Consider the following 25,771-nt stretch of genomic DNA (forward strand, 5'->3'; position numbering starts at 1 on the left):
GCCGATGCAACGTTTGACGATGTTTTCACTGACTCCCAGTCTGGGTGAAACCATTCAGGCAGGTTTGGGGAGCGATCGATGAGGCAGCGATGGGAGGACAGCAAGGGGAATTCGTATGAGTGGGACTATCAACACGGAAAGGTGGAGGCGTATGACAAGAATGGAAATCACCTAGGCGAGTTCGACCCTGATTCGGGAGCCCGAACCAAACCTGCCGATCCTTCACGTAGGCCAGGCTGGTGAGCATCGGAACAGATCGCCGTCGGCCATCGCACGAGTACCGGAGAATTCATTGAACTATTTGGAAGCCTATGACAAGCAGACGGGATTGCTAGTTGTCGAGTATCCGTTGCGGGGTATAGATGTTCCTGACTTGAAGAGGATGTTGGGCATCGACGAAAGTATCGAGATTTATGGATATGATCTTCTTCCGGCGCAAGCGGAGGAGCTCGCTCAATACGTCGATGATCCTTTCAAGGTAGACGATTCTTGCGACTATCAAGTCGGCTTCTTTCGCGAGTAGTCCACTCGATTGAGGCGGACCAATCCAATCGTCAGGAGTCAATGTGGATTACTTGGACCAGTGGAATGGCGTCAACAGCATGCTTCATTGCAGCGGGCGGAGCCGAAGATAGGTGATCTTGCCATGTGCATCCACCGTGACTCCGAGCTCACCAGTGCGTGAGCTGACGTGGACCGTTACCTCTTTCAGTGGTCCTGCGATGATCACGAACGACTAGTGACCGTCTGGTCCCGCTGGGATAGGGTGGCGACCCCAAACGATTAGGGTTTCGATGATGAGAAGAAGGTTCGCAGCTGGTTGCCTGGTGGTGAGCGCGACGATGCCGGTCGCCTGTGCTGGTAGTTCCACCAATCAGGCCACGAACACCGTGGTTTCGGCGACGGCCTCGCCCGCGACGTCTGCCAAGATGACCGCCTCCGTGAAAGTGAACGTTCCACCGGCGCCGGTGCAGAGCGGCGCCCAACAGGTTCGGTTCGATCCGTGCGTGCGTGTGGGTGACGACGTGGTGACCCAGGCCGGATTCGACCCGGCGACTCGCGAAAGATCCACAGCCGAAATCGTTTCCAGCCTTTTCACGGAAATCGGCTGCCAATTCTGGCGTGAGACACTCATCGATGGCGAGAAGTACCCCACTGGCTTGGTAACGGTAACGTCGAGCGACTTGACTCTTGACGACATCCGGAAGAACCCTGGCAACAGCATATTCAACTCCGATCCGATCGGCGGGCGCGAGGCCGTGCTGTACCGGACTCCACAGGTTGAGGGCGTTTGCTCGGCATCGGTCAAATCATCCGACGGGACTTTCACGGTTGGCCTGCATGTGCAGCTCGGTCCGGTTGCCGTGCCGCCGGCATGTGACCAGATCCGCCAGATCGCCGAGACCTTCAGCGAATCACTCGGCGCCGCCTAGTACCTTCATTTGACGGACCATGCCAGCACGCATAGAGTCCAGATGGCCGCGAATTCGGAGGTGGGGCAACAATGTTCGGCTGCACGTCGGGGAAAGTACAGAGTTAGGGCATATGCAGATGACTGAGACATTCGCGGCGAATCCCAGCGAGATCGCTGGTCTGAGTAATCTTGTCGCCTCGATAGCTGGGGACGCACTGTTGGCGTCCAGCTTCGTGGCGAAGGAGGGGAAGGCGGCGGATTGGCTCCACGGGCCGATCATCGACACGCTGGTGGCCCCTATCAATGATGCGGCTGATTGGATGTCTCAGCGCCACGCGGTGCTCGCGAATACCACCCTGGGCACCGGTATCGAGCTCAATAAGGCCGCCTGGATGTATCACAGCCAGGATCAGAAGTCCTACGCCGAGCTGAACGCGCACACCGAATCGAATCTCCAGGTAGGCGACAGCACCAAAGAGATCGGCGTGACCGCGCAATATGCCGGTGCCGCTACCTACCCGAAGCCGGAGTCTTTCAAACTCGAAGCGCCGACGGCGAACAAAGAGGAGCTTGCCGGTCTCATCGCCGAAGTTTTCCCCGTGCTCGGCAATGTGAACGAGTCCATCAAGAGCATCACTCGCGCAGCGGGAACTGAATACGATCCGCTGGTAACATGCTTGGAGCCGATTCCAGGAAACTGGTCCGAGATCCGCAGGCTCGGTGAGGTTTACAAGGCAGCTGGCAACGGGCTCGAGGCGTGCGGTAAGAATCTCGAATCCGGCGTGAAGCGGATCGACGGTAACGCGGACGGCAAACCCAACTGGGACGGTCGAGCCTCCGTATCCTTCAGCGAGTGGGCGACCAAACAGGTTGCGGCCATGAAATGGGAAGGTCCGGTCGGCCGGATCGTCAGTGATTGTGCGGGAAAGGTTGCCGACGAAATCAGGAACGGCATCAAATCCATCCTTGACGGCCTGTGGGGGATGCTCAACAAGTATGTCGATTTCGACGACATCAAAGGCGCTCTCAAGTCGGTCGCCAATATCTTGTCCGCGGCCGTACCAGGTCTCGGTGCTGCCCGCATCGCCAAGCTGGTCTATGACATCGGTGTGCTCATCAATGCCGCTATCAAGGTGGTCGGCAAGATCAAAGAGCTCGCCGATGCCTTCAAGAAGCTCCTCGACATCATCAAGGATCCGGTAGGCCAGTTGAAGAAGAAGGGGAAACAGAAGCTGGATGAGGCCATCGCGCCCGTCACCAACAAAATTGACGACGCGACCCGTAAGGCGGCCCTCGCCAAGGATATCGAAACAATTTCCCATTACGGCGATACCGTGGACCGCCCGACACAGTCGTATGACGCCGGGTCCGGCACCGCACCGTGGGAGAACGCGTCGTGACGCGGCCACAATGGGGCAGCATGCGGGAGCCCGACCTCGACCCTCAGGTGGAGGCGATCGCCCGTAAGGTCATGGACGCGGTCGACGACCTACGCACCGCAACCATCCGCCTGGCCAACATAGACATCGACGAACTGTTCGACGGTCCCACCGAGGTAACCGAGGAATTCATCTCGATGGTCGCTGGCATGGACTCCGCGTCCCCGGCGCTGAAGGCATACGCTGCACGAGTCGGCAACGGTGAATGCCGTTGGCGCGACATCGAAACTCTCGCCAGCCCGGTACCACCGGAAGTCGCCGAGATGAAGAGCTCGCCCCTGTTCACCTGGAAGTGGACCCCGGAACCCCCGCAAGCGCCAACACCGCCTCCAGCCCCCTCGTGGCCGCCCGCCCCGAACCCCACCCGTCGTCCGCGACCAGCCGAAACCGTGGTTGGCCCCAGCGACTGGCCGGACGACTTCGAGGACTACCCCGATGAGCGGCCCTGGCGCTGAGACGCAGTGCGCCGTGACTTCGCGTTCCGAGATGTCGTTACAGTCGGTGGATCAGTGCCGGTTTGTTCGAGGAGTTGGTATGGGGCGGCGGTGCCGGAAGATGATCGGCCCGATGTCGCTGGTGTGGACGCTGGGGGTCGCGGTAGCCGCGGTGGCTTTCATGGCGGGCGTGCTGAACCTGGGTGCCGCGATAGCCCAGTGGACCGGTTCGCAAGTCGCCATGGCGCTGTTTCTTCCGGTGAGTGTACTACTGGGCACAGGTGCGTGGATGCTCGTGCTAGCCGCCGCATGGCGGCTGCGTCGGAATTACCTGCGGCGGGCCGGGATCGCGATGTCCGCGGTGGTGGTCGAGTCGGATCTGCGATACAAGTACCGTTCGGGCACGCTCAACTTCGATTTGTGGCGGGTACAGGTCGAAGCCCAGTTCCCGCACCCGGACTCGGGTGCGGACGCCCGTGTGCAGAAGCAGTACCTGTACCCACAATTCCGCGAGGTCAAAGCGAGAGCATTGGCCGAACGACTGAGCGTCGGCTCCTCAGTTCCCGTTGTGGTCCACAAGAATTCCGCATTGTTGGACATTCCCAAACGGCCCGTCTGGACCGATATCTGGTGACCGTCACCGCGGTTGGGCCCAGTAGAATCGGCAGTCAGCCCGCTGTTGGGGCCGTCCGCCCCGACCACCCCTGCGGCGGCGCACAGCTGGACGGAGGTCATTGCCAGCGAGGCTGGTGAAATAGTCGATCACTCTCGACGGCTGGCGGTGAAGCAAAGGGTCGGTGGCGGACCTGGCGAGGCTCGCCTGTCCAGGGGGCGCCATACCTGTCATAAGGGTTTCCGAGTTCGGACGCCGTTCGTTCGCCTTGTTCGATGAGATCAGCCCGGAACATCTCATTGGAACCGATTTCGTCGTCAGAGGGGCCTCAGCACCGTGAATTTGCAAGGTATTATTCACTTCGACGATTACTGCGAGATCCGATGGTGTCAATTACCTCGGAGGCGGGTGGATATTTTATCCTGCATTGCAGGCTTCTGCCGATGGCAGCCAGTTCTGGCTAGACAGATGCGCTAGCGCGGTGTCGATGTGATTATCGGTGAACAAGGCCGCCTTCCGCGGTGTCCAATTCCGAATGCTGGCGATGACATCGTCGCGTCGGGTGGTGCGTTCGTGCGTAACTGTCCAGTGCACCGTTGCAAGCAACTCGAGGCCGTACATACTGGTAAATCCATCGGTCAATGCGATCACACGATCGACCCGAGCCGCGGTATCGGGGTCTTCCGCGAGAACACGGTCCGCGCGTGCGTGAGCGGTGGCCACAACACATATCGGCTCGGCCTCCGAGACCTTCGCGCTGCCGTCGCCGAACCCTGAAATGAAGTGTCCTTCCATTTCGCGCAACGCTTTTCGGAGATTGTCTGCGTACGGTCCGTACTGTCCTTTGGTGAAATTGAGACGCAGGCGCTGACCGGCCTGCTGGAGAAAGTACGCCAACTTCTGGATCTCGATAGGGCTGGCTTCGTGGAATGAATATTCTTCGTATGCGTGAAGCAGGCGGATCACAGCGGCGCGGGCTGCCGTCATACGCGGCGCAGACGTGCGGTTGATCATTTCGGAGGCAGATGGGGCGCCCCCGGGAGGGTAGATACGGATGTCGACAGTATCGGCCACAGGACGTAGTGCCTGCCACAGGAGAGGGGCGACATCGGACCAGTCGAGCCCTCCGTTCCCGCATCCGAGCGGCGGAATGGCGATGGAACGGATGTCGTACTTCTGGATCGCGGCGATCAGTGATGGCAGACCCGCGGCGATGTCGCGTAGATCGCTCGACGAGCGCCAGTGGCGCTTCGTCGGGAAGTTGATGACGAAACGCGGTCCGGTCATGACGTCGGTTTCCCAGACCTGCACTTGCCCGACGCGGAGCTCACCTGCTTTGGCTGCGCGTTCGTACTCCTTGAACATGTCCGGGTATGCCCGCTTGAACTGAAGGGCGATGCCCTTACCCATGACGCCGACAGTGTTGACGGTGTTGACGAGTGCTTCGGCATCGTCGCGCAGGAGGTTCCCGTGTTCCTCGCGGAGCATTGTCGACCTCCTCATCAGAAGTACCATTCGGGTTTGGTCGCCACCCTTGTTGTGGCGCCATGCGTGCTGAGCAGCGCGCTGACCTCGGCCATCGTGCGCTCATCAGCAGTAGCTACGCCGAGGATATTATCCCAGGGTACGCGCTGATGGACCAGTAGCTCGGCTTGGCGACGGTCGGAGCGGTCGGGGTCTTCAGCCGTGTCCTTCCAGTAGCGAGCTTGCATCAGTGCCCAGTCGACTGACGCGGTCAGCACGTCGTCGTCTGTGGTGAACCGGGCCAATGGAGTCGCAGCGTGACGGTCGGAGGTGACGACCACATGCCCACGGCTGCGTAGATGCTGCACGCTGGTCACCAGGTAGGCGATCCGGGTGCAGTCGGTCACGCCCTCACCGACCTTCCCCCGCGAGATCGCATTGAGCATCGGGCTTCGTGGTGCGAAATAGAACGGGACGTAATCGGCCAAGGTACCGCGAGAACCTGCATCCACGAGCCGGCGCGCGCGACGTTCTTTGATGTGGCTGTAGGCGATCGAAACCTTGGTCAGGCCGCGAGCTGATGCTTCGGTATCGCTCCATACGCCTTCGGTGATCATCGACGGCAGGTGCTCGATGCGTGTGATGTGGTAGACCCAGGTCGGGAATGGTCGATCTGTCATACACGTTCCTGCGCCAGGGGGGAGAAGTAGCGGTGGCCAAGTTCCATGTCGCGTTCGCGGTCGACGCTGGGGGAAGGGTTCTGCATAGGCATTCCGTCGATGGTGAGGTCGATGTGGGAGGGAGTCGTTTTGCGGTATTCGGAGGACAGTTCGGTGGGGGGTTGGCGGACATTGGTGTTGTGGAAGCGCTGCCGCCGCGAAACATTCTGCACATCAAAAGGACTCCCGACCCAACCGACAATCCTGGCCCGGAGTTCGCAGTGTGTTCGTCAAGGACTTGGTGCGGCAGCGTTCGCCCAGGTGACGATCAGGATCGGGTCTGTTTGCCCGCACTCTTCTGGCTTGGTTCATCTTCAGCTGACCGTCTGCCATACGACGCTACGGTCTGCGGTGCGTAGCGATTCGACGCGGCGGCGAAGTTCACGAGCGGCTTGGGGCACGGTCGCGGCGAGCCGTATGTAAGAACCGAGCGAGTGGTATTCGGTGATATCTCGCAGTAGAGGCCAGTCCGGCCAGTCGAGCAAGTCGTATCCGTAGGCGTTGACGAACTCGGCCCGTTTGCTGTTCGGGGTGTGGAAGTGGTCGGGCAGGGTGCCGGCCAGGTCGAGTTCGCGCGGGCCGAGGCAGGCGTTGTCCCAGTCGATGAGCACCCAGCGATCGTTGTCCAATACGACGTTCTCGTCGTGTGCGTCTGCATGCACCAGTCCCTGGCCGAGGGGGAACGCAGTCGTGTCGAACGCTGCGATCAGCTCGTGAGCTCGCGCGCGGAGCCAGGTGCGCTCTTGGCAGGTCAACGCTGGTTCTTCTCGAACATCGTCAGCATCGAGCGCATCGTGTAGTCGCTGCAGCGGTTGGTATTTCGGAATGCTGAACGGCGGCACCGGCTGTGCGTGCAGGCACCGCACGAGACGGGCAACGTCGGCTGCGGGCGGCCGGCCGGGGCTTGCCCGGTAGGGCCAGAAGGTCGCGACCGCGGCTCCGGTCAGTACCGGCTGTGGTCCGGGTAGTGGGTTCAGCGCGACCGCCGATTCGGTCGTTGTGTTCGCGAGCCATCGGGTGACCGCGATGCTGGTGGCAGCACGCCTTCGACGCAGCGTCGTGTCCGGCGCCAACCGAACGACGGTGTCGTCGACCAGCCAGACAGCGTTCGACCGCTGATGCAGCAGCTGGGCTCTGGTTGAACTCAAACCATATGTCCGGCAAGCCTTTTCGAGTTCCGCCAGGCCGGGGAGGGCGTCGTCCGCTGCCATGGTCAGACCGCCAGCGCGGCCGCGATATCAGCTCGTAGCTCCATGACACCCGGCGCATGTTGATGGCGTGCGGCGACGGCATCCAGATCGCGCAGGCGCGCGTAGCAGCGCTGCGAGGACAGCGAAGTGACCGCAGCGACGGCATCATGCCCGGTTCGCACGGCCGAGTCGGTGTCGCCGGCTTGGAAATGTGCGACGGAAAGGGTCGGCAGGACGACGGCACGGCTGCGTTCGTGTTCGGCCGGGTGGCCTTGAACCGCGACAGTCAGGTGAGCAGTGGCCGGCTCGGCGTATTGCAGATGGGTCAGCGACAAAAGGTGCAGTGAATGCCCTTGTTGGGCAGCGATTTCCGCGCTGGTGACGAACCATGCCCATGGTGGTGTTGTGTCGGCTGTTGCTGCGGTGTAGAGGTCTCGGGATCCGTCCAGGGCTCTGTGGGTCGGCTCTGGTTCGCCGAGCATCGCCCAGCACCATGCGGTGACGGCGTGGATGTATCCGGCGGTGATCTGGGATACCGGGTGCCGTCGGCTGATGGAGGTGGCCGCGGCCAGCTGGGCGAAGGTCAGGGCATCTTTCGGCCGCTGCAGGTGCAGCGCCTGGTGGGCCATGTCGAGCAGGATGACCACCATCATGTCGGTGGACCGCAGGTGGCCGTCGGCGCGCTGTGCGGTGTGCAGGGCGTAGGTCCACAGCCGTCGAGCGGCGTTGTGGTCCTCGACGTCGTAGGCCAGCCATCCGGCCATGCTGGCCAGATCGGCGGTAGCGATCTGCAGGCGGCCCCGCACGCCCGGGGTGCATGCGGCATCGTCGAGGGCGGCGACCTGATGTAGTTGGCTGAGGGCGGCGGTGCGGCAGAGGCCACCGCCATGGGCGAGGTCCCAGCGGCGGAATCCGTCGCTGATGGCTTCGATGGCGTCGATGTCGGTGTCGCCGATGTGTGGTCTGGTGACCGGTTCGAGTCGGCCGGGTAGCAGGCCGGCCAGTCGTTCGAGTTCCGGGTGCAGCCTCGATCCGAGCGCTGCCGCGGTTGCCAGGGTGACGAAATCTCTGCGGTCCACCCAGTCCACCTCCTCGGTGGCCAGGCTACTGGCCGCAGGCGTGGTGGTGTCTACATGGAAGCCGAGCAGTTGCGCGGGCACCGCGAATACCTTCGAGATCCGGGCAGCCAGCTTGGCGCCGGTCAACCGCCGCGCTCCGGCTTCAACCTCGGAGACCCGTGCCTGGCTCAACCCGACCAGCCCGGCCAGCTGGGACTGCGACAACCCGGTGCAGTCCCGGATCGCGGCGAATACGACACCGAAGTCGTGGTCGGACAACGCGGTTCGAATCGCATCGGTGGTGAAGAAGCCGTCGGGCAGTGGCTGGCGGAAGCCGGCTGCTCGAGCGCATCCGCTGCACAGGCGCGCGGCCATGTCGAGTGCGGTCCCATTTCCGCAGGATCGGCACTGGTGTCGGTTTCGCATGAGTCCACGCTTTCGGCGGGGCCGCGGCTGGTTCACCTCACCGTAACCCGCGGTAGCTGGTGTCGGCCCGGAAAGTGATCGGTTGCTTTCGAAGCAGCAATCCCCAGCGGGGATATCCCGCACGGAGATTGGGCCGCGTGCCGGTAGGCGAGACGCTGAATGCGGCCTCCAAGGGCAGGACCTTTAGCTCGGAAACGCGAGCAACCAGCCACGTCACGATGCTGACGTACACCCGCTCCCGGATGCCACTGACTCCCGATCAAGAAGGGCGGCGGAAACGAATGCTGACATCGGCAGATAGGCGGGACCTTCTCAGCGCCCGCTACCAGGATTGCGGCCAAGACCCGGGAGGGCTCGGCCACGACTGTGCCCGGCTCGTATTGGGCCTGCACGCCGGGCACGGGCCCGGATGCGTTCCCTATCAGACAGCGCTGGCGTCGCTGTCGACGGTCTTGGACTGATCATGCTCGACGTCCTGCCGACCAAGCACGAACTTCTTTTGGCCATCACCGGCCACAACGTCACTGGGGCGGTCTGCGAGTGGGCGCGCGAGCTGGCAGCTCTGCACGCCCAGCGCGGCCAGGCTCCGGAGCGGGTGCAGGAGATCGACTGCCGCAGAACGGACATCGTGACCGCAATCGATGACTGGCTGTCCGGTCTGATTCCGCACCTCGACGACCGGAACGACATGGTGTCGGTCGGTGCGCTCATCGACCACGCTGCCGCGGCAGCGAACAGGTCGCTGGTGGTCCTGGCGACCGACGGCGCGAACTGCATACGGATGCACGAGGCGTGGACACATCTGGGCGAACTGGAACTGATGTATGACCACCTGCTCGCCGACCTCACGGGCCGGCCGGCCACGCCGCCTCCTCGGATCGTCAGCAAATGCCATTGCAGTGGAACACTATTGGAAGGAGCCGTTGAATGACTGTGTTGACCGCCGACCCCCAGTTCATCGAGACCTGCGCCGCGGAAGGCATTGATCCCGAGGACGCGGCCGTCGCCATCGCGGCCGGGCAGCTGGTGTTTCTGCGCAGCGCCGCCAGCCGCACCCAGAACGGCTATTCGCCGCTGCTGGTCGGTGCCGGAACGCGCCGCAAGATCAGCGCTCTGATCGGGTTGGGTCCCAAGGACACCGATCGCGACAAGATCGTGCAGACGATGAGCGTGATCCTGGCCGCCCGTCCGGACGCGGTGATGGACCTGACCACCAACCCCGAAGGGATCGCGCTGCGCCGCGACCTCAAGGAGGTCATGGGCGTGCCGCTCGGGGCTTGCGTCACCTATGACCTGTTCACCGACCCACGCAAGAAGCTGTCCCGTACAGAGTTCCTCGACCGGTTCGAAAAGGGCCTTGCCGGAGGCGTCGACTTCGTACTCGCCCACTTCGGGATAAATCCGGCACTGGCGGAGATGATGGCCCGGTCGAACCGGATCATGCCCACCACCTCGCGCGGTGGTGGCCTGATCGACCGGTATATGCGCATCCACCGGTGCGACAACCTGCTGCTGGAACACCTCGACGGCATCATCGACATCTGCCGCCGGCTGGAGGTGGTCGCGGATCTGGGCGATATCTTCCGGCCGGGCGCCACCGCCGATGCGGGTGATGAGATGAAGTGGGCGGAAATCCAGCTGCTCGCCGAAGTCCGCAAGGAGATCTTGGCCGCAGGAGTGCAGGTGCTGTGTGAATCCGGCGGTCACATCCCGTTGCACCGGATCGGCAAGCTGATCCCCGCCTACAAGCAGGCTCTCGGCGGCGCCCCATTGTGGCTGGCCGGGCCGATGGTCATCGACAACGCTGTGTCGTTGGACTCGGTCGTCAACACCATTGGTATCGCGACCGCCGGCGCCTGCGGCGGCGACATGTTCGCCTCCATCACACAGGCCGAGCACTACGCGATGCCGACCGCCGGGGACACCGCCGAGGCGGTCCGCAACGCACGTGTTGCGATCACCGCTCTGGAGCTGAGCCGCGGCAACGCCGCCGAGATCGCCCGGCAGGAGGCGATGAGCCGGGCCCGCCGCAAGAATGCCTGGAAGACCCAGGCCGAGCACGCGATATTCCCGGATCTGGCCAACCAGGTGTTCCTGCAGCAGGATCTGCTCACAGACGGCAAGCCCTGCACGATCTGCGGAATCTACTGCCCGCACGTGGTGACCGCGAAGGTCGGGCGATAGCACGATGGACACCACCACCCTGGCCCGGCGCATCATCACCAGCCTGCCCGGCCCCGACCCCGCCGTCACCCTCGCCGCCCGGGAGGTCGCGGACTCGCTGCGCAAGCTGGGCGAGTTGGTGCCGGCCCGCGACTGGCTCATCGTCGGCGGGTCCCTGGCCCGCGGGGAGCCGAGCTTCACCCGCACCAGCAGCGAGGAACCGAAACTGCTCAGCGACATCGACCTGCTGTACGTGCACTCCGGTGAGCGGCCCTCAACCTCCTTGCGAGAGGTACTGAGTCTCGCCGAAACCGTCTTCCCCGCAGTGGAATTGATGTCGATGCCCGTCAAGCACTATCAGGCCGTCTCCACCTCGCTCGGCCACGACTTCAAGAACATCGGCGTGCCGCTCACCCGCCACGGTCTGCCACCGCACACGCGAGTGCGGCTGGACGAACGCGACGCATACGAGATCCTGCTGTACTACGTGATGTGCTGGTTCTGGTCCGGCCTGTCCGAAAGCTGGTTCGACGGAGACGCCACCACCGAGTTCCACCTCACCGTGAACCGGCTGTGCATGAAGGTGCTGCGCGCCACCGCGATGCTCGACGGTGCCTACCGCCACCACGATCTGCACCTGATGGCGCCGCCGGTGGCCGAACGGATGCGTGCCGAGCTGAGCTGGCGGAACAACCCGCTCGGCCGGCCCGCCGACCCGGGGCGGTTCTGGTCCTACCTGGACGAGGCGTTCCGGCGGTTCGATGCCCGGTTCGGGCGGCCGCGGCCGGACGCGGTGGCCTTCAGCCCGTACGCGCACACCCCTAGCGGTCACATCGTCGCCGAGTACCAGCAGACCGCACAGCGCCTGGGCCGGTCGCTGGCACATACCTGGGTCGCGACCGGGAACTGTGCCGATGTCGCTACCGTGGTGCCCAGTGCCTGGGCCCGTATCACCGGCTGGACCGGAACGAACCCGCCACAAGGCCCGAGGCAGTACTTCCGTGAACACCGCACCGCCATCCACGACCATCTCCTCGCCATGAAAGTGCAGGTCTAAGTGAAGGTTCTGGTCACCGGCGGCGCCGGCTACGTCGGCGCCACTGTCGCCCGCATGCTTCTGGACCACGGCCACCAGGTCACCGTCATCGACGACCTGTCCCGTAATGACGACCGGCAGATCCCCACCGCAGCGGAATTCATTCGCTGCCGGGTCCACGACATCGCCGAAGTCCTGACCCCCGACGCCGGATTCGATGCGGTATTGCACTTCGCTGGGCTGATCGCCGCCGGGGAATCGATGCAGCATCCCGGGTGCGGATGGCATTGGGACAACAACACCCGCGCCTCCCTGGCCCTGCTCGACGCCATACACACCGCAGGTGTGCTGAGACTGGTGTTCTCCTCGACCGCTGCGGTATACGGCGAACCGACCGAACTGCCACTGACCGAGAGCTCGCCAACCAACCCGGTCAACACCTACGGCGCAACGAAACTGGCCGTCGACCACGCCATCAGCTCCTACACCCGCACCGGATCTCTGGGCGCGGTCTCGCTGCGCTACTTCAACGTCGCCGGCGCCCACACCAACCCCGACAGCACCATGATCGGCGAACGCCACACCCCAGAAACGCACCTGATCCCGCTCGCACTGGACGCCGCCGGGAACGGCAGCACGTTCAAACTGTTCGGTGACGACTACCCGACCCCCGACGGCACCTGCATCCGGGACTACATCGGACTAACCGACCTCGCGCGCGCCCATCTGCTCGCCGTGGAGGCGATCCAGCCCGGTGAGCACCGCATCTACAACCTGGGCAACGGCATCGGATACAGCAACCAGCAGGTCCTCGACGCTGTTCGCGAAGTCACCGGTATGCCGCTGAATATCGAGATCGCCCCACGCCGTCCTGGGGATCCCGCCGCCCTCTACACCTCATCGGTGCGCGCTCGAGAAGAACTCGGCTGGACACCAGCCCAACCCAACATCGCCGACATCGTCGCCGACGCCTGGCGATTCCACCAGCAGCAGTCACACTGACCAGGAGGAAATCCTGATGTCTGCACCATCATTGGACAGCGAATACTCCGACACCACCGCGCTGGCCACCCGCATCGACACACATGCCCGATACTCCCAACACCCCGACGACCCGATTTCCGCAGTTCTCGACGCGCTCCGCCTGACCGGAACCGAGGACCTCGCCGACATCGGCTGCGGCGACGCACGATTCCTCATGCGCGTCGCCGACAGCGACCACCACGGAAGGCTGGTCGGCGTCGACAACGCCCCGGCGATGGTCGCAGCCGCCGCGCAGGTGCCCGGCGCGGCGGCCGTCCTCGCCGATGCGACACGAATACCGTTTCCCGACAATACCTTCGACATCGCCACCGCACGGCACATGCTGTACCACCTGGCCGCACCCCTGGACGCGCTGCAGGAGTGGCGGCGCATCACCAAACCTTCCGGCCGGGTCGTGGTCACCGTGAACCACGCCAACACATGCCATCGCACCCACCAGCTCGTGGTCGAGCACGCCCGCCGGCACGGGATCACCGAACCCGCCGGACTGATGAACCCGGACGTCCACTCCGGCACCATCGCCGACATGATGAGCACCGTGTTCCCCCGGCACACGGTCGTCACCTGCGACAACACTCTTGTCTTCAACGAATCGGCGCCAGTGCTGCGCTTCGCCGAATCACTGTTCAGCTTCTGCGGAATCGCCGCCGACACCCCCGAACGACCCCAAATCCTGGCGGACCTTTCGGACACCCTCGATACCTGGTTCGACGCGCATCCCGGCCAGCAGTGGCGAGACCCCAAGGGCTACAGCATCATCGTCGCCTACCTCTGAGGCCGAGTTCGGCAAAGGGCCTATAGCCGTCAGCGAGGCGCTGCCGGCCCCGCTGCAGGCAGGCAGGCTGGGGTCGGGCTCGATGAGCAGCCTTCCGCCTAGCGTCCCAGGCGCTGGCTGATCGCGGTCCTCGTGACCGAGATCGGGCCGCGGGCGACCAATCTCAGGGCTACCACCGGCGCGAAGACCAGCCAGGATGAGCTCCGGTGGTAGTCGCAGTAGAACCGCCACGCGCTGCGATCAAGGCTAGCCCGAGGCTAGACTCGTGCCCTGAAAGATGGGCGCCACCCGGGTAGGCGGCGGTGTGACTAGGGAGGGGAGTGTTTCATGCTCGACGCTGACATCCAGCAGTTGCGCAAGCTGGCGACCACAGTGGCTGACGTGGGCGTCAAGATCGACGAGATCGATGTGCGCACGACCGGTGACTCGATCCGTACCGCTTTGCCCGGGTGCGAGATTGGGGCGGAATGCGCAACCGCGGGTGAGTACATCGAGGGTGCGTGGTTGCGGGTTTCGTGGCGTCTGGCCAAACTGGCGACGTTGATCACCTCGTGTGCCGACAGCTACTCGATGACTGACGACGAGTTCAAGCAGAAGCTGAATTCGATGACCTTCGACTCGGCAGGAGGGCACCACTGATGCCGACGCGGTCAGAACTCGACAGGTGGGATGTCGACAAGCTCCGCGTCTGGGCGACCGAGATCCGGACCGACAGCACCTACTATCAGAACGAGCTTCGGCGAATGAACACCCACTTCGCCGACACTCAGTGGTCAGGAAAGGCCAAGGACGCCGCGGGGGACCGCGTCGCCGAGCATGTCGACGAGGGCCGGAAACTCGCCATTGAGAACGGTGAGTTCGCTGACGCGTTGGACGCTGGCGCCGGCCGACTGGAGAGCGAGCGGAATACCGTCCGCGCGAAGGTCGGTGACGCCGAAGGCGATCAGACCACCGCGGCGACGTTCAAAGTCAGCGATAAATGGTTGGTCGAGATCAATACCGTCGAGTTCCCCGTCGACGAAGAGGATTCGCGATTCAAGCAGATTCCAATCCAGCAGCGGGCGCACCAGGATGCGATAAATTCCGCGGTGAACAGCCTCAATACGGCAATCGGTGAGTTCAAGACCGTGATCGCGACGAACGCGCAGGAGATTCGCACGCGCGGCAATCAGTTCGGTGACGGAAACTCCAGGATATCGGCAGCCTCGCCGCTGACCGCGCAGCAGGTCGCAGCGGCCAAGACCGAGCTAGATCGCCTGATCGCGTTGAAGTACATGGGCGTTCGGGTTGATCCGACGACTGGCGAACCGATCGACACCGCGCTGGAATGGGCGAAGAACGAATACAGCAAGTGGCAGCAGCTCGCGGACAAACAGCTGAACCTCGCGGACTACACCGACAGTGAGAATCGATTCACTCGAGCGGAGAAGTTCATCTTCGATGAGATGAAGACCAATATCGCCTCGACGGAGGTTGCCCGCATGTCGCATCTCAACAACCCGAACTGGTGGGAGTTCGCCTCGCCGACCACCAACGACAAATCGGCTGCCGCGTTGCAGTTCTACAACATGGTCAAGACGGGCGGCCCATGGGATCACAAGCCGATCCTCGAGGAAAAGTTCAATTTATCCTCGGAAAATGACTACTACTTCAAAGATCCGTCGCAGGATCGAGCGGTGTTCTATGACATATATTCGAATATCCACTATGGATATGTCGGTCGCGCGGCGGGATTCTCGGAGGAAAACCTGATTGCGGCTGCCAACCTCGGCACCGGCGCGACGGGCGTAAATGACGCGGGTGACGACATCACCATGCGCATCGGTTCCCAGCTCTACGAGAAGTACGGCAGTAACCTCACGCAGGCGCAGCTCCATGAGGGTATCGAGCAGGCGATGAGGGAGATGGATTCGGCGATGAGCTCGGGGAAGACGACCACGCAAATCCGGGTTACTCAATGAAGCCGGACGACGGTTCCGGTCCGGCGGGACCCGCTCGGTCGACGGCTGGCATTCTCACGCTGTATTTTATTGTCGCCGTTGCTGCGGGGCTCATCACCTCGAAGGTGATAACCAGCGCCGTCGCGCGATCGTGGCACGACTGCGACGCGGCGGGTCCGGGCGATCACCTCATCTTGGCGGTGATGTGGCTGCCGAACGCGATCGCGGTCGCATTGTGGTGGGTTTTGGCACTCATCGTGAGTCACCGGCTCAGGGGGCGCGTGCACGAAGCGATCCGCCTGCCGTTGACCCTGCTGGTGTGCGTCATCGGGTCGCTGTCAGCTTTGTGGATCATGATGCATTGGCTGCACGATCCGGGAGGCACAATTGTCAATCCCGTTTGCCCGCCGGGAAATACGCCACCGTGGTGGCCGACCTGGTTGCCGTTGTAGGCCCCGAAACGGGCAGTGACCGTTACGCGGTGGGACCGGCGGGTTCCGCTGAGAGGTGGTGACTTTGTTTGTGGCGGTTCGCCTTCGCAGCCAGCGGATGGTCGGCTTGTCGCTGTGTTCCGGCAACGTCACCGACAGGATCAGCACGGCCGATGGCAGGCCGATCGCGATGACGATCCCGAGTGTGATCACTGTTCGCGTCCCGTCTGCGTGGTGATTGCCGACCACGGGGGATATTCCTGTGTTCCGGTGATCAGGTCGGTGGCTTGGGTGACTTTCCACCAGGGGGCGCCGGGCTGGAGAGTGCCGAGGTGGGGGACCACGACCGCCTCCGCGGCGTGCTCGAGGGAGTACTGCACAGCGATCAGCGCGGCCAAGACGTCGACGGTGTCGGTGTGCACGGTGTAAACGATCTGCAGTCGGTGCTTCCGCGTCAGTGCTTTCAAGGTGGCGGGGTCGTGGTCGCTGTGCAGCAGCGCAATTGCTCGTATCGGATTGTTCATTTCCGTCAAAGCGCCTGTCCCTTCACGATTCGGGATCGAAGTACCGCGACCGAGAGGGACATTCTCAGGACCGGTGGTCACTGTGAGGCCTCGATGTACTGTGCTGCGAGTCTGAACCGGGGGCAGCCGTGCTTGGTGTGATCGGCCATCACGTGGATGGCGTGTGCTCGCCCGCGAATGGGTTCGGTGCTTTTGCAGCCCGCCGGAGAATCGAGGTGGCGGAGGCCGGCGACGCGCTCGAGGAGGTCCCGGTTCCGGGTGTGCCAGAGTCGCAGGGTGGCCGCCATCGACTGGTTGTGCGTGCGCCTGGTGGGGAGTTTCGGTAGTTCCTGACGCATGCAGTCGCCGATCGGGGCGATGCCGGTCGGGATCGGCTTCACGCCGATCGGCTCGTGGGCGCTGGTTTCGGCTGCGGGTACGGGCATAACGGTCGGCTCCGGGTTCTGTCGGGGCGAAAGTTGAGCGTGCGCCTCTGCGGATTGCGGTAATAATTGCTTCCAGCATTGCCGTGTCGTCGCGGCAGAAGGACTCACCGAACCCGTACTGAGCCCGTATCCTGGCGGTACTACAGCGGAGGGGAGAACGCCGAGAGATGACGATTATCAGGTGGACCGGCCTCGAGGTCGCCGCGCTGCGTACGGCGTTGCGAGACACGCAAGTTCAGTTCGCGGACCGGATCGGATGCTCTCTGGAAGCGGTCGGCGAATGGGAACGCAGGGGTGTCGACATCACCCTTGGGGCGAAGTACTCCGAGTGCATGGACACCACCCACAGGAGGCTCGACGACGAGGAGCGGGCGCGCTTCGATGCCGCGCTTCAGAAGGGACGAACGGAGTTCGCTAGCGTATCCGCGCAACTTTCCGGAGTTCCGACCTTTTGCTTGCGGTCACCCGCGGTGATGATCCGGCCGAGCGGCGAGGGAGTCTCGGATAGCTCACACGGCGATTCGCACGATGACGGTATTTCCGCCTTGCGGCGGATGCTTATGGGATACATCCCGGATGTGCCGCCATCCAGACAGTCCGAAATCGCTGCTACGGTAGCGAGCGCATGGCACCTGTTCTTCTCGGCCCGGCTCGGCGAAATGGAGCAGGCGCTTCCCGCCGCTCTGGCGGGTGCGTATAGCGCCGCCGAGGAGGCAACCGGCGAAAGGCGCCGGCAGATACACGTTTTGCTCGCACAACTATTACATGCAGCCTCCAACCTTCTTGGCTATGTGGCACATACGGACTTGGCAGCCCTCGCCATCTTCCGCGCGGATTCATTGACCGCAGAAAGCGGAGATGAGCTGACGCGGGCCGCCATCAGAGGATCACAATCGTGGCTTTTGACGAAAAGTGGCCTGTACGACGATGCTGTCGCGTGCGCAGAAGATGCCGCTGCCGAGATCGAGCCACGGTTGTCTACGGCTACAGCGCGCCATATCGCCATCTGGGGAGAGCTTCTTTGCTATGCGGCATTCGCAGCCTCTCGAACTGGGGACTACCGTGAGGCACGGCAATTTCTCCGCCTGTGTGAATCGGCCGGGATGCTGCTTGATGACGAGTACAGCAGCAGACCTGAGGCGTCCAATGCTTTCGGTCGCACCTCTGCGGCCAGCTTCGGTGTGATCAACGAGATCGGAGCAAATCGGCCGCGTGAAGCTCTGAAACTTGCTGCGGTCATAACCAGCGGTGATGCGGGAATTCCACCCACGCTGCTGAGCCGTAGGCTCGTTAATGTCGCACAGGCTCAGATCGGGAATCGAGACGATGCTGGGGCCGTGGATACGCTTCGCCGAGCATGTTCGATGGCTCCAGAATTCGTTCGTCACATACCCCTGGCTCATGCGCTGACCGATGAACTGCTGTCTCGTCGAGGCAACCTGCTCACGAATGGTATCGGCGGGGTTGCCGAACACCTCGGTTCGTTTGAATGACCTTAAGGAACCCGACTTTGATCGTTAACCCCTCCGCATTCACCGTTCTGTGCTTCGGAGATTCCAACACCTTCGGCCAGCCCTCCGAAGGACGCGGTCGATGGCCAGTCGATGTGCGCTGGACCGGACGGCTGCAGCAAATACTGGGAACCGAGTATGCGATTATCGAGGAAGGTCTCGGCGGCCGCACCACCGATCTTGACGACCCGGATAGAGATGATCGCAATGGCCGCAAGTACTTTCAACCTTGTCTCCGTAGCCACTCGCCGTTGGACATCGTGGTCATCATGCTGGGAAACAACGATCTCAAGGCCAAGTTCGGTCGGGAAGTAGACGCCGTCGCTACCGCGCTAGAGGGCTATATCGACAACATCGAGGGCACCGCCTGGACCCGGGCCGGTGGAGTGCCGGCGACGCTGCTGGTCAGTCCGATACATCTCGACGCCGACCAGCCTGCGTTTGCCGAGCAAAGTTCCGAATACGATTCCGAATCCGTGCGTAAATCGCGCGAGCTTGGCGAGGCCATACGCCACGTCGCGCACAAGCGCCGTGCCTTGTTTGTGGATGCGGCTACGGTTGTGCGTGCGGGAATTGACGGTATACACCTGAGCCGCGACTCTCACGAGCAGCTTGCGAAACTGATAGCTCTAGAAATATCCACGATGTCGGGTAGAAACTAACCGAGCAGTACTTTCGACCTACGACCGGATCGCGGATGCCTCCCAGCGAAACCGCTGCTGATGGGAAGGCCTGACACTAAGGCCTTCCCGGTAGCGGTGTGCCGCGGTGGTCAGATTGGATAGCGAGATCTGACCAATAAGAGCACTTTCCGGCAGCAATCCTCTTGAATATAGAGATCCTCTCTTGCGGCCGGTACATGCAGGTATCTCGGCGCGTGCAATCCTACGTTCCGTATACAGCTGTTATGTCTTTTTGGGGGTCTCGGCAACCCTCTGTCCCGCGAGCGCCTCGGCCTGGTGGCGAAGTCCGCCGAGTAGAAAACAAATTCGAGCTCCAAGATGCGTAAGCAGGCCTAGTGATATTGCCATAAGGGCGATTCGTGGCCTTCCGGCGGTCACGATCAATTGAATGACCAATAAGCCGGTAACGGTGACTGAGACGTAAGTAGCTGCAAAGACGCTTCTTGCGAATCTGTACGCTGGCTTGATTGGGTCAACGCCGACCCAGGGTTGCCCATCATCTCCAGAGAGATCCTTAATTCTGTTCAAGCTGAGCGTGCACAAGCCAAAGAGAACTCCGGATATGATCGAGGCTCCCGATAGAAGCTGGGCTGCCTGGACATCGGGTCTAGTTACAGCGGTATATCCGACGATAAATGATGGTATTGCTATGCTCGCTACAAATCTGGAAATTGTAAATCTTCCATCAGGTATACGGCGCATCCCGTAGATGGCTGAATCAAACGAGAGCTGAAGTCTCCTCGATAGATTCGACGTCTTGGCTCGGAGTATCACTTGGTTTGACCTCCATCAGTATCGCCGTGTCCGGGTGGCTCCAGTCTCCCGAGTCCCACCCCGGTGGTAGGGCGACGCCACCCGACCGTGCTAAGTCTCCCACTGCGGTACGACAATCGCGGATGAACCGATCCTGAGTGGGGGAACCGAGTGACGTGTCATCCATGACGTAGGTCTGCTGGGGGTCCAAGCCTTCAAACACGATCGTGCGGCTGAGGCCGTCTTCGGTCAGGACTGTTGCCTTGATCTCCGCGACGTCGTCACGTAATCGGATCTGGAACCGGGGGTCGGCAAGGTCGTCCACCTCGAGCGGCGCGTCGATCTGCCGAATGCCTTCGGGCGTGCGCATGCGGGTATATCTCCGGCGAAAGCGACGAAGGATATGACCGGGGACGGGAGCGTCCGTGGCAGCCCAGATCTCTCTGGTCTGCTTGGTCATACCGCGTTCGAAACCTGCTGCCTGGCTGGTCGCCGACGGTGTATCGGCGCTTCGGAGCGCGACCTCAAATCCGACCAGCCGGTTGTCATCAACGGCATTCTCTACCTGACTCCAGAGGGATGCCTCGCGAACCGTCGAGATGCGCAGCTTATATCCACGATAGGCAGTAGCGAATTGCTGCGCAAGCTCTTTTCTCCATTCGGTTGGCAGCGTATACCTTCCGTTTTTCTCGATCAGCAGCCATGCTTGGTTGGAGTTGTACGGAACTACTGCGTGGACCCAGTACGGCTCCCACTCGACGCCAGATCGCTCACGCGATTGCTTCTCCCCATCTCTCGTAAGTTTGATCGAACTGGCTCTCCCGGATTCACCGCCCTCCATGCGCCAACAAATTGTTCGGCCCTTACGCCGAATATCTGATGGAAGTCCGAAATGGCGTTCGTCTCGCTCAACTAGTCTGTCTGCCGGCAATGCTTCAATAAACGAGCTGATGACATGTAACAGATCTGCTCCAGCGCCATTGAAATTGGCCGCATAAGGTTCGCGATCAATGCTTTCCGGCCTAAAGACTCTACGATCCAATTCGACCCGCATGCCATACGGCACAATCCGTCTGTCGGATCCCCATTTGCCCATAGATATCTCCTCAGTGAATCTTGTCTAGTACTATTCTTCTATCGTCATTCGTGGTACGTGCCTCGCTCTCGTAGTGCCGCGCTCGTTCAGAGACCAGTCTTGGGCAACCTCCGAGAAGTATTTATGGGCGATTTTCATGTCGAATTCTCGGTCTACGCTAATAAAAGGTTCTTGGTAGGCAATGCCGTCCACGGTTAGGTCTGATTTCGGAAGGGAGCCCTTTTTGCGGTATTCGGAGGCGAGTTTGGTGGGGAGTTGGCGGCCGTTGGTGTCGTAGAGGGCTTCGCGTTCGTATTTTTGGAGGACGGGGAATTGGGTGCGGTAGATGGTGAGGAGTTCGTCGGCGGTGATGTTGAGCATTACGGCGACGATGGCGTCGATTTCGATGAGGGCTTGGCGGCGGTCGGCGTCGGTGCGCAACGGTGTGCTCCAGGTCCAGTCGGGTCCGATCGCACCGAGGTCCGGATTGCCGCTGTAGGCGGTGGCAAGGCCGGGTACCCAGGAGTCCTGTAGCCAGATGGGGTCGTAGAGCTCTGCCCAAAGAGGAGCGTACGGTTCGACCAGGCAATTGAGTCGAAGAGTGCGCAGGACCAGGGCACTTTCTAGCGAATGACCCCGGATGTGGGGAAGCCGGCGCATCAGTCCATGCTTCAGTTCGGTGGCGCCGCATGCCTTGATGAGGAAGTCGGCCAGTACGGACGACCAGATTCCCGATGCAACTACCAGGTCGGTTGACGTGGGGAGCTTGGCTGTCAAGACCGTTCCAACAAATGCTGGTCCGGGCGGGACTATGGCTGAGTGAAGTGTGCGGACTGTTGCGGAGTCGGCCATTCGGCGCCAGGCGAGGCGGAAGTAGGACGAGCTTGGTTGGTCGTTCCACTTCGGGTATGCGGCTTGGTATTCGGGGAGGGGACGGGCGGGCTGGTAGTTGGTTCTCGGGATGAAGTTGTCTGGGATTGACTGGAGGTCGATGGGGGAGTAGTCGACGTTGCTGCGCATGGTCGGGTTGCCCTGTTGGTAGATCGGGCAGGCGACGGTGAGGTGGGGGCCTTGGAGGATGGTGTTGTCGAGGGTGTCCGGGACGGCGGAGCGGGATTCGAAGAAGCCGAGTTTACGGTCACGGTCTTCTTCCCAGCCTCGCGTCCATTGGAATTCGATATCGGTGAGTCGCGGTGCGGCGGCAATCTTGTCGAGAACCGCTGCACTCGCGCGGTTCACGGGGTACAGCATGCGGGCTTCGACAGCGGGGGTGCCGGGTTCGTCGATGAGGGTGGCCCAGCCGGCGAGGTCGGATTCGGTGATGTCGATGATGCGTTCGGGGTGGGGGCGGACGTCCCATTTCCCGTCGGGGTCTTTCACGCCGGGGACGATGGTGGAGCTGTCGTTGCCTGAGCGACGGGCGTGGAGTGAGCGGGCAGGGACGTCAGGGTGGTAGAGCGCTGAGCCCTGGAGGAAGTGGACGGTGGAGTCGCTGCCGTAGACGTGGACGCCGTACTGGCGGGTGTTGTTGATCTCAGTGAAGAGCTTGAACTCATTGCGGAACTGCCAGTGCCGCTTGAGTCGTCGGTAGCAGGCTCGCCGGAGTCCTTGAGCGCGGGCTTCGGTGAAGTGGCTCTCGGGGTGGATCAGCGACGTGATGCCGCGCGCGGACGATGATCGCCAGGTCCGCTCCATGAAGCAGCGGTACAGGTCGGGCTGCAGGCCGGCGAGGACTGGTCGGTCGATACCGGAGCCGACGTGCCGGTTTTGGCCGGCCTGTGCAGCTCGCTCGTCGAGCAGCATCGCACGGACGGCCGGGATGGCAAGCGCCCATGTAGCTTTGGCCTTCTTCTCCGCCTCGGAGGCTTTGTGCGCCAACTGCCACCACGGATCGAACTCGGCCAGAACGCCTGCCTCGTCCCAGTCCGGCCGCACCCACGGCGGGTTACCTACCTGCAAGTCGAACCCGCCTCGCGCGAAGACCGGTGCGAAATCAAGCTCCCAATGGTGGAACCCCTGCGCTTGGGCGATCCGGGCAGCGACCGCCAGCCAAGGGAATTCGGAGAGAGCCGCATCGACAGATCTGGCCTGCGCGTACACTCGATCGTGGTCCTCGGCGATATCGAGTTCGGACCAGTCCATGTCTGAAGCGAAGCTGAACTGCCCGTCTCTCTGGAACTTGCCCGCCCTTGCGGTTTTGCCGAGAACCGCCTCGAGGCCGCCGACCCATTGGTCCCAGTCCGGCGCTGCGATATCGCCGGTCACAGGCCACGACCACAGTGCACACCAGGCGTCCATTACCCGCCGCAGCCGCTGGTAGGTGCCGTTCTCGTCATTGAGCACTGCTTCGATCTGTTCGCGGGAAACGGCGGGGACATGGTCGACAGGCTCGCTGCGCCATAGGTGCAGATCACGCCGAATTTCGGATTCCGCGATGGTGAGGCGACGCAGCGTGAATTCCCACAGGGTTTCCACGCGCTGAGCCAGGGAGGCGAGACGTTTGGTCATCTCCTTGGAAGGAGACTTGCGGATCTCGTTGCGCCACAACCGGAGTACTTCGCGTTGTTCCGGAGCGTAGGTTTTGGCTTCGGCGGTGTCGACCACTGCGCCCCAACCTTCGGCGGGGAGGAGGAAATGGTGGATTCCGGCGCCGATTTCGGCGCCGAGGGGGATATCTTTCGGCACGGTCTTGAGCCAAGCCTTTTTGGCCAGCTCACTGGGCGCGTATACCGCTCGGCGCGCACCGATCAGCGAGTTGCCCCGTCGCAGGTGCAGCCCGAACCATGGTGCTTGCAGCCCGGCAACCATGGTGTCCAGCCACAGCGAGATTTCAGCCAGCTCGACAGCGGTCGCATTGAGGTCGACCCCGTACACCTGGTGAAGGGCGATATGCGCCTTCACCTTCTGCAATTCGACCGTGTATTGGTCAGCATCGATCAGCTCGCCCAGATCCTCCTGCTTGCGCTTGAGGTATTCGGCGGCGAGCTGACGGACAGCCTCGATGGCGAACGCGCCGGACCCGAGGGCGGGCTCGCAGATGGTGAGGGAGAGGATTTCCTCGGGGGTGGTGCGGTGCCCGTCTTGGTCGAGGAGTTCTTCGAGGGCTTGGGAGACAACGAACTTCGTCAGGACTTCCGGCGTGTAGTACGACGCGGACTGCTGGCGTTCGCGGCCCGCGAGGCGGAAGACGAAGGTGCCCTTGTAATGGATGACCGGCTTGTTTTCGTGGGTGACGGGGTCCTCGGCACACACGAAATCAGAGGGGGACAGGTGGTCGGCGCGGTTGACCGGAACCACCCAGGAACCCTTCTCCGGGTTGCCGTCCTTGGCGACCTCGTAGAGGTCTTCTTCGGCGAAGAAGCCGGTGTAGGACATCAGGCCCTCGTAGACCGCGCCCAGCTGGTTTATGCCCAGTTCGGCGTAGCTGATGAAGCCGCGGTCGGCGCCCTTGCGGGACTTGCTCTCCTTGGTGAGCAGCAGGTGGGCGAGGACCTGTTGGGTGGTTTTGTTGCCGAGGCCGACTTCGTCGATAAGGGCGGTTGCCTTGGGGGAGAACAGGTCTGCGCGCAGGGGGTTGAATTCGAGACCGGGGGCCGGGTCGTCGGTGACGTTCTCGCGAACCTTGGGCGTGTGGCCCTTGTCGACGAGGTCGAACAGCCGCTTCAAGGATTCGTACAGATGTGTGCCCGTGCGGGCGTGGTTGGAGACCAGTTCGGTGAGGGTGAGTTCGCGGAGGCGGTCGAGGCCGTAGCCCTCCTCGTATTCGGCGGCACCGGTCGGCAGCACCTGCATTTCCGGTGATGCTTCGGCGTAGAGCAGGAACAGGATGCGATACAGAAACCGCAGGGAGTGCTTGGCGAGCTCGTTGCCGTCGATGCCGTCCATGGTCAGCCCACGGGCGCGGCGGCGGCGAACGACCTCGTTGGCGATGATTTCGATGGACAGGCGGATGCCTTCGCGCAGGTCTTTGGAGACGCCGACGGTGTGTTTCACCGAGTCTTCGAGGACGCCGGTCCACCAGATGTTGCCGTCGGCGTCGGGCTTGAGGGCCTGGTGGCCGAATATCGCTGCGGCGCGGTCGATTTCGCCGCCACGGGCGTCGTGGCGGCGTTCGACGACTACAAGCAGGTCCACGGCGAGGTAGCGGCCTTCGGCCCAGCGTTCGGCTTCGGCGAGCAGGAGCCAGCGGCCGGCTTGGACGACGACGAAGGCCGGTGGGGTGTCGGATCGGAATGCGGCGGAGACTGCTTTGGAGGCCGATTCGAGAGGCTTGTTGTCTTCGACGGCGGGGGTGATCAGGGTGCCCATGCCCAGGAAGTCTTCGATCGACTCGACTGGGTCGGCTTGCAGGAAAACTACGTTCGGGGTGCCTGCCAGTTGGGCGTCGGGGATGGTGAGTTCGGAGCCTGCGCGTTCGGCGGTGAAGGGGGTCAGTTCGCCGTCGAAACCGAATGCGGTGCGGACAGCGGCGTGGGCCTTGGGGGCGGCCTCGGGGTTCTCGGCGAGGGCACCCAGTGCGGTGTGCAGGTCGCCGGCGGCGGACAACAGGGAGCTGCGGACGGTCTTCCGACCCTCTTTGGCCTCGGCGTCCCAGGCCTTGCGCAGCTCCATCACCTTGCCGTGAAACGACTCCTTCACCGAATCGGTGGTGAAG

General features: G+C 62.4%; 25 protein-coding genes. 16 read left to right on the forward strand and 9 right to left on the reverse strand.

From position 1 onward, the window contains the following. The first annotated feature begins 78 nt into the window (after window positions 1-78). The 6 genes from ACT86A_RS20850 (at window position 79) to ACT86A_RS20875 (ending at window position 3,921) form a co-directional block, all read left to right on the forward strand. Complete coding sequence (locus tag ACT86A_RS20850; RefSeq protein ID WP_445093854.1) at window positions 79-243, forward strand: colicin E3/pyocin S6 family cytotoxin; 165 nt, start codon at window positions 79-81, stop codon at window positions 241-243. Window positions 244-292: 49 nt separating this feature from the next. After that, window positions 293-523 (forward strand): DUF7683 domain-containing protein, encoded by a 231-nt coding sequence (locus ACT86A_RS20855; protein WP_445093855.1) that lies wholly within the window; start codon window positions 293-295, stop codon window positions 521-523. Between the two features lie 274 nt (window positions 524-797). Next, on the forward strand, window positions 798-1,433 hold the full coding sequence (locus tag ACT86A_RS20860) for a DUF3558 domain-containing protein (protein WP_445093856.1): 636 nt from the start codon (window positions 798-800) through the stop codon (window positions 1,431-1,433). A 118-nt stretch (window positions 1,434-1,551) separates the two neighbouring features. After that, window positions 1,552-2,814 carry a hypothetical protein gene (locus ACT86A_RS20865; protein ID WP_445093857.1) on the forward strand — a complete coding sequence of 421 codons (1,263 nt, stop codon included), beginning with the start codon at window positions 1,552-1,554 and terminating at the stop codon, window positions 2,812-2,814. A 20-nt stretch (window positions 2,815-2,834) separates the two neighbouring features. After that, window positions 2,835-3,308 carry a hypothetical protein gene (locus tag ACT86A_RS20870; protein WP_445093858.1) on the forward strand — a complete coding sequence of 158 codons (474 nt, stop codon included), beginning with the start codon at window positions 2,835-2,837 and terminating at the stop codon, window positions 3,306-3,308. 112 nt (window positions 3,309-3,420) lie between these two features. Beyond that, the gene (locus ACT86A_RS20875; RefSeq protein ID WP_445093859.1) at window positions 3,421-3,921 is read left to right on the forward strand and encodes a hypothetical protein; all 501 of its coding nucleotides are present in this window, start codon (window positions 3,421-3,423) and stop codon (window positions 3,919-3,921) included. 396 nt (window positions 3,922-4,317) lie between these two features. Here ACT86A_RS20875 and darG read toward each other — a convergent pair whose 3' ends face one another. The 4 genes from darG to ACT86A_RS20895 all read right to left on the reverse strand — a co-directional run bounded on the left by darG (window position 4,318) and on the right by ACT86A_RS20895 (window position 8,706). After that, window positions 4,318-5,388 (reverse strand): type II toxin-antitoxin system antitoxin DNA ADP-ribosyl glycohydrolase DarG, encoded by a 1,071-nt coding sequence (darG, locus tag ACT86A_RS20880; RefSeq protein WP_445093860.1) that lies wholly within the window; start codon window positions 5,386-5,388, stop codon window positions 4,318-4,320. A gap of 14 nt (window positions 5,389-5,402) precedes the next feature. Then, window positions 5,403-6,044, reverse strand: a complete 642-nt coding sequence (gene darT / locus ACT86A_RS20885; RefSeq protein WP_445093861.1) for a type II toxin-antitoxin system toxin DNA ADP-ribosyl transferase DarT — start codon at window positions 6,042-6,044, stop codon at window positions 5,403-5,405. A 353-nt stretch (window positions 6,045-6,397) separates the two neighbouring features. Further along, window positions 6,398-7,294, reverse strand: a complete 897-nt coding sequence (locus ACT86A_RS20890; protein WP_445093862.1) for a phosphotransferase enzyme family protein — start codon at window positions 7,292-7,294, stop codon at window positions 6,398-6,400. A gap of 2 nt (window positions 7,295-7,296) precedes the next feature. Continuing rightward, a complete protein-coding gene (locus ACT86A_RS20895) occupies window positions 7,297-8,706 on the reverse strand; it encodes a helix-turn-helix domain-containing protein (RefSeq protein WP_445093863.1) in 1,410 nt (469 codons plus the stop codon). Window positions 8,707-9,220: 514 nt separating this feature from the next. Between ACT86A_RS20895 and ACT86A_RS20900 the strand changes: the two genes are divergently transcribed. The 6 genes from ACT86A_RS20900 to ACT86A_RS20925 all read left to right on the forward strand — a co-directional run bounded on the left by ACT86A_RS20900 (window position 9,221) and on the right by ACT86A_RS20925 (window position 14,414). Continuing rightward, window positions 9,221-9,688: a hypothetical protein gene (locus ACT86A_RS20900; protein ID WP_445093864.1), complete on the forward strand. Its 468-nt coding sequence runs from the start codon at window positions 9,221-9,223 to the stop codon at window positions 9,686-9,688. Further along, window positions 9,685-10,941: a phosphomethylpyrimidine synthase ThiC gene (locus ACT86A_RS20905; protein ID WP_445093865.1), complete on the forward strand. Its 1,257-nt coding sequence runs from the start codon at window positions 9,685-9,687 to the stop codon at window positions 10,939-10,941. The genes ACT86A_RS20900 and ACT86A_RS20905 overlap by 4 nt, the downstream gene beginning before the upstream one ends. A 4-nt stretch (window positions 10,942-10,945) precedes the next feature. After that, the gene (locus tag ACT86A_RS20910; RefSeq protein ID WP_445093866.1) at window positions 10,946-11,977 is read left to right on the forward strand and encodes a nucleotidyltransferase domain-containing protein; all 1,032 of its coding nucleotides are present in this window, start codon (window positions 10,946-10,948) and stop codon (window positions 11,975-11,977) included. After that, the gene (galE, locus tag ACT86A_RS20915; RefSeq protein WP_445093867.1) at window positions 11,978-12,958 is read left to right on the forward strand and encodes a UDP-glucose 4-epimerase GalE; all 981 of its coding nucleotides are present in this window, start codon (window positions 11,978-11,980) and stop codon (window positions 12,956-12,958) included. Between the two features lie 16 nt (window positions 12,959-12,974). Next, complete coding sequence (locus ACT86A_RS20920) at window positions 12,975-13,775, forward strand: class I SAM-dependent methyltransferase (RefSeq protein ID WP_445093868.1); 801 nt, start codon at window positions 12,975-12,977, stop codon at window positions 13,773-13,775. Window positions 13,776-14,102: 327 nt separating this feature from the next. Then, on the forward strand, window positions 14,103-14,414 hold the full coding sequence (locus tag ACT86A_RS20925; RefSeq protein WP_445093869.1) for a hypothetical protein: 312 nt from the start codon (window positions 14,103-14,105) through the stop codon (window positions 14,412-14,414). A gap of 134 nt (window positions 14,415-14,548) precedes the next feature. Here the strand turns inward: ACT86A_RS20925 and ACT86A_RS20930 are convergent, their stop codons facing one another. After that, window positions 14,549-14,842: a hypothetical protein gene (locus ACT86A_RS20930; protein WP_445093870.1), complete on the reverse strand. Its 294-nt coding sequence runs from the start codon at window positions 14,840-14,842 to the stop codon at window positions 14,549-14,551. Window positions 14,843-14,863: 21 nt separating this feature from the next. On the opposite strand from ACT86A_RS20930, the gene ACT86A_RS20935 reads away from it, so the two are divergent. Together ACT86A_RS20935 and ACT86A_RS20940 are read left to right on the forward strand one after the other, a co-directional pair. Next, a complete protein-coding gene (locus ACT86A_RS20935) occupies window positions 14,864-15,736 on the forward strand; it encodes a polymorphic toxin type 44 domain-containing protein (protein ID WP_445093871.1) in 873 nt (290 codons plus the stop codon). Next, window positions 15,733-16,167 (forward strand): hypothetical protein, encoded by a 435-nt coding sequence (locus ACT86A_RS20940; protein WP_445093872.1) that lies wholly within the window; start codon window positions 15,733-15,735, stop codon window positions 16,165-16,167. The genes ACT86A_RS20935 and ACT86A_RS20940 overlap by 4 nt, the downstream gene beginning before the upstream one ends. Window positions 16,168-16,355: 188 nt before the next feature. Here ACT86A_RS20940 and ACT86A_RS20945 read toward each other — a convergent pair whose 3' ends face one another. Both ACT86A_RS20945 and ACT86A_RS20950 read right to left on the reverse strand, forming a co-directional pair. Further along, window positions 16,356-16,679 (reverse strand): hypothetical protein, encoded by a 324-nt coding sequence (locus tag ACT86A_RS20945; protein ID WP_445093873.1) that lies wholly within the window; start codon window positions 16,677-16,679, stop codon window positions 16,356-16,358. 68 nt (window positions 16,680-16,747) lie between these two features. Continuing rightward, complete coding sequence (locus ACT86A_RS20950) at window positions 16,748-17,095, reverse strand: hypothetical protein (protein WP_445093874.1); 348 nt, start codon at window positions 17,093-17,095, stop codon at window positions 16,748-16,750. A 167-nt stretch (window positions 17,096-17,262) separates the two neighbouring features. On the opposite strand from ACT86A_RS20950, the gene ACT86A_RS20955 reads away from it, so the two are divergent. Further along, window positions 17,263-18,588, forward strand: a complete 1,326-nt coding sequence (locus ACT86A_RS20955; RefSeq protein WP_445093875.1) for a helix-turn-helix domain-containing protein — start codon at window positions 17,263-17,265, stop codon at window positions 18,586-18,588. Window positions 18,589-18,605: 17 nt separating this feature from the next. Continuing rightward, entirely contained in the window at window positions 18,606-19,268 is a 663-nt protein-coding gene (locus tag ACT86A_RS20960; RefSeq protein WP_445093876.1) for a GDSL-type esterase/lipase family protein, read from the forward strand. A gap of 739 nt (window positions 19,269-20,007) precedes the next feature. On the opposite strand, the gene ACT86A_RS20965 is transcribed toward ACT86A_RS20960, so the two are convergent. Both ACT86A_RS20965 and ACT86A_RS20970 read right to left on the reverse strand, forming a co-directional pair. Continuing rightward, complete coding sequence (locus ACT86A_RS20965) at window positions 20,008-21,138, reverse strand: hypothetical protein (protein WP_445093877.1); 1,131 nt, start codon at window positions 21,136-21,138, stop codon at window positions 20,008-20,010. A 30-nt stretch (window positions 21,139-21,168) separates the two neighbouring features. Further along, window positions 21,169-25,728, reverse strand: a complete 4,560-nt coding sequence (locus ACT86A_RS20970) for a DNA methyltransferase (RefSeq protein ID WP_445093956.1) — start codon at window positions 25,726-25,728, stop codon at window positions 21,169-21,171. Window positions 25,729-25,771: the final 43 nt, after the last annotated feature.

The organism is Nocardia glycosmidis, assembly GCF_052545115.1.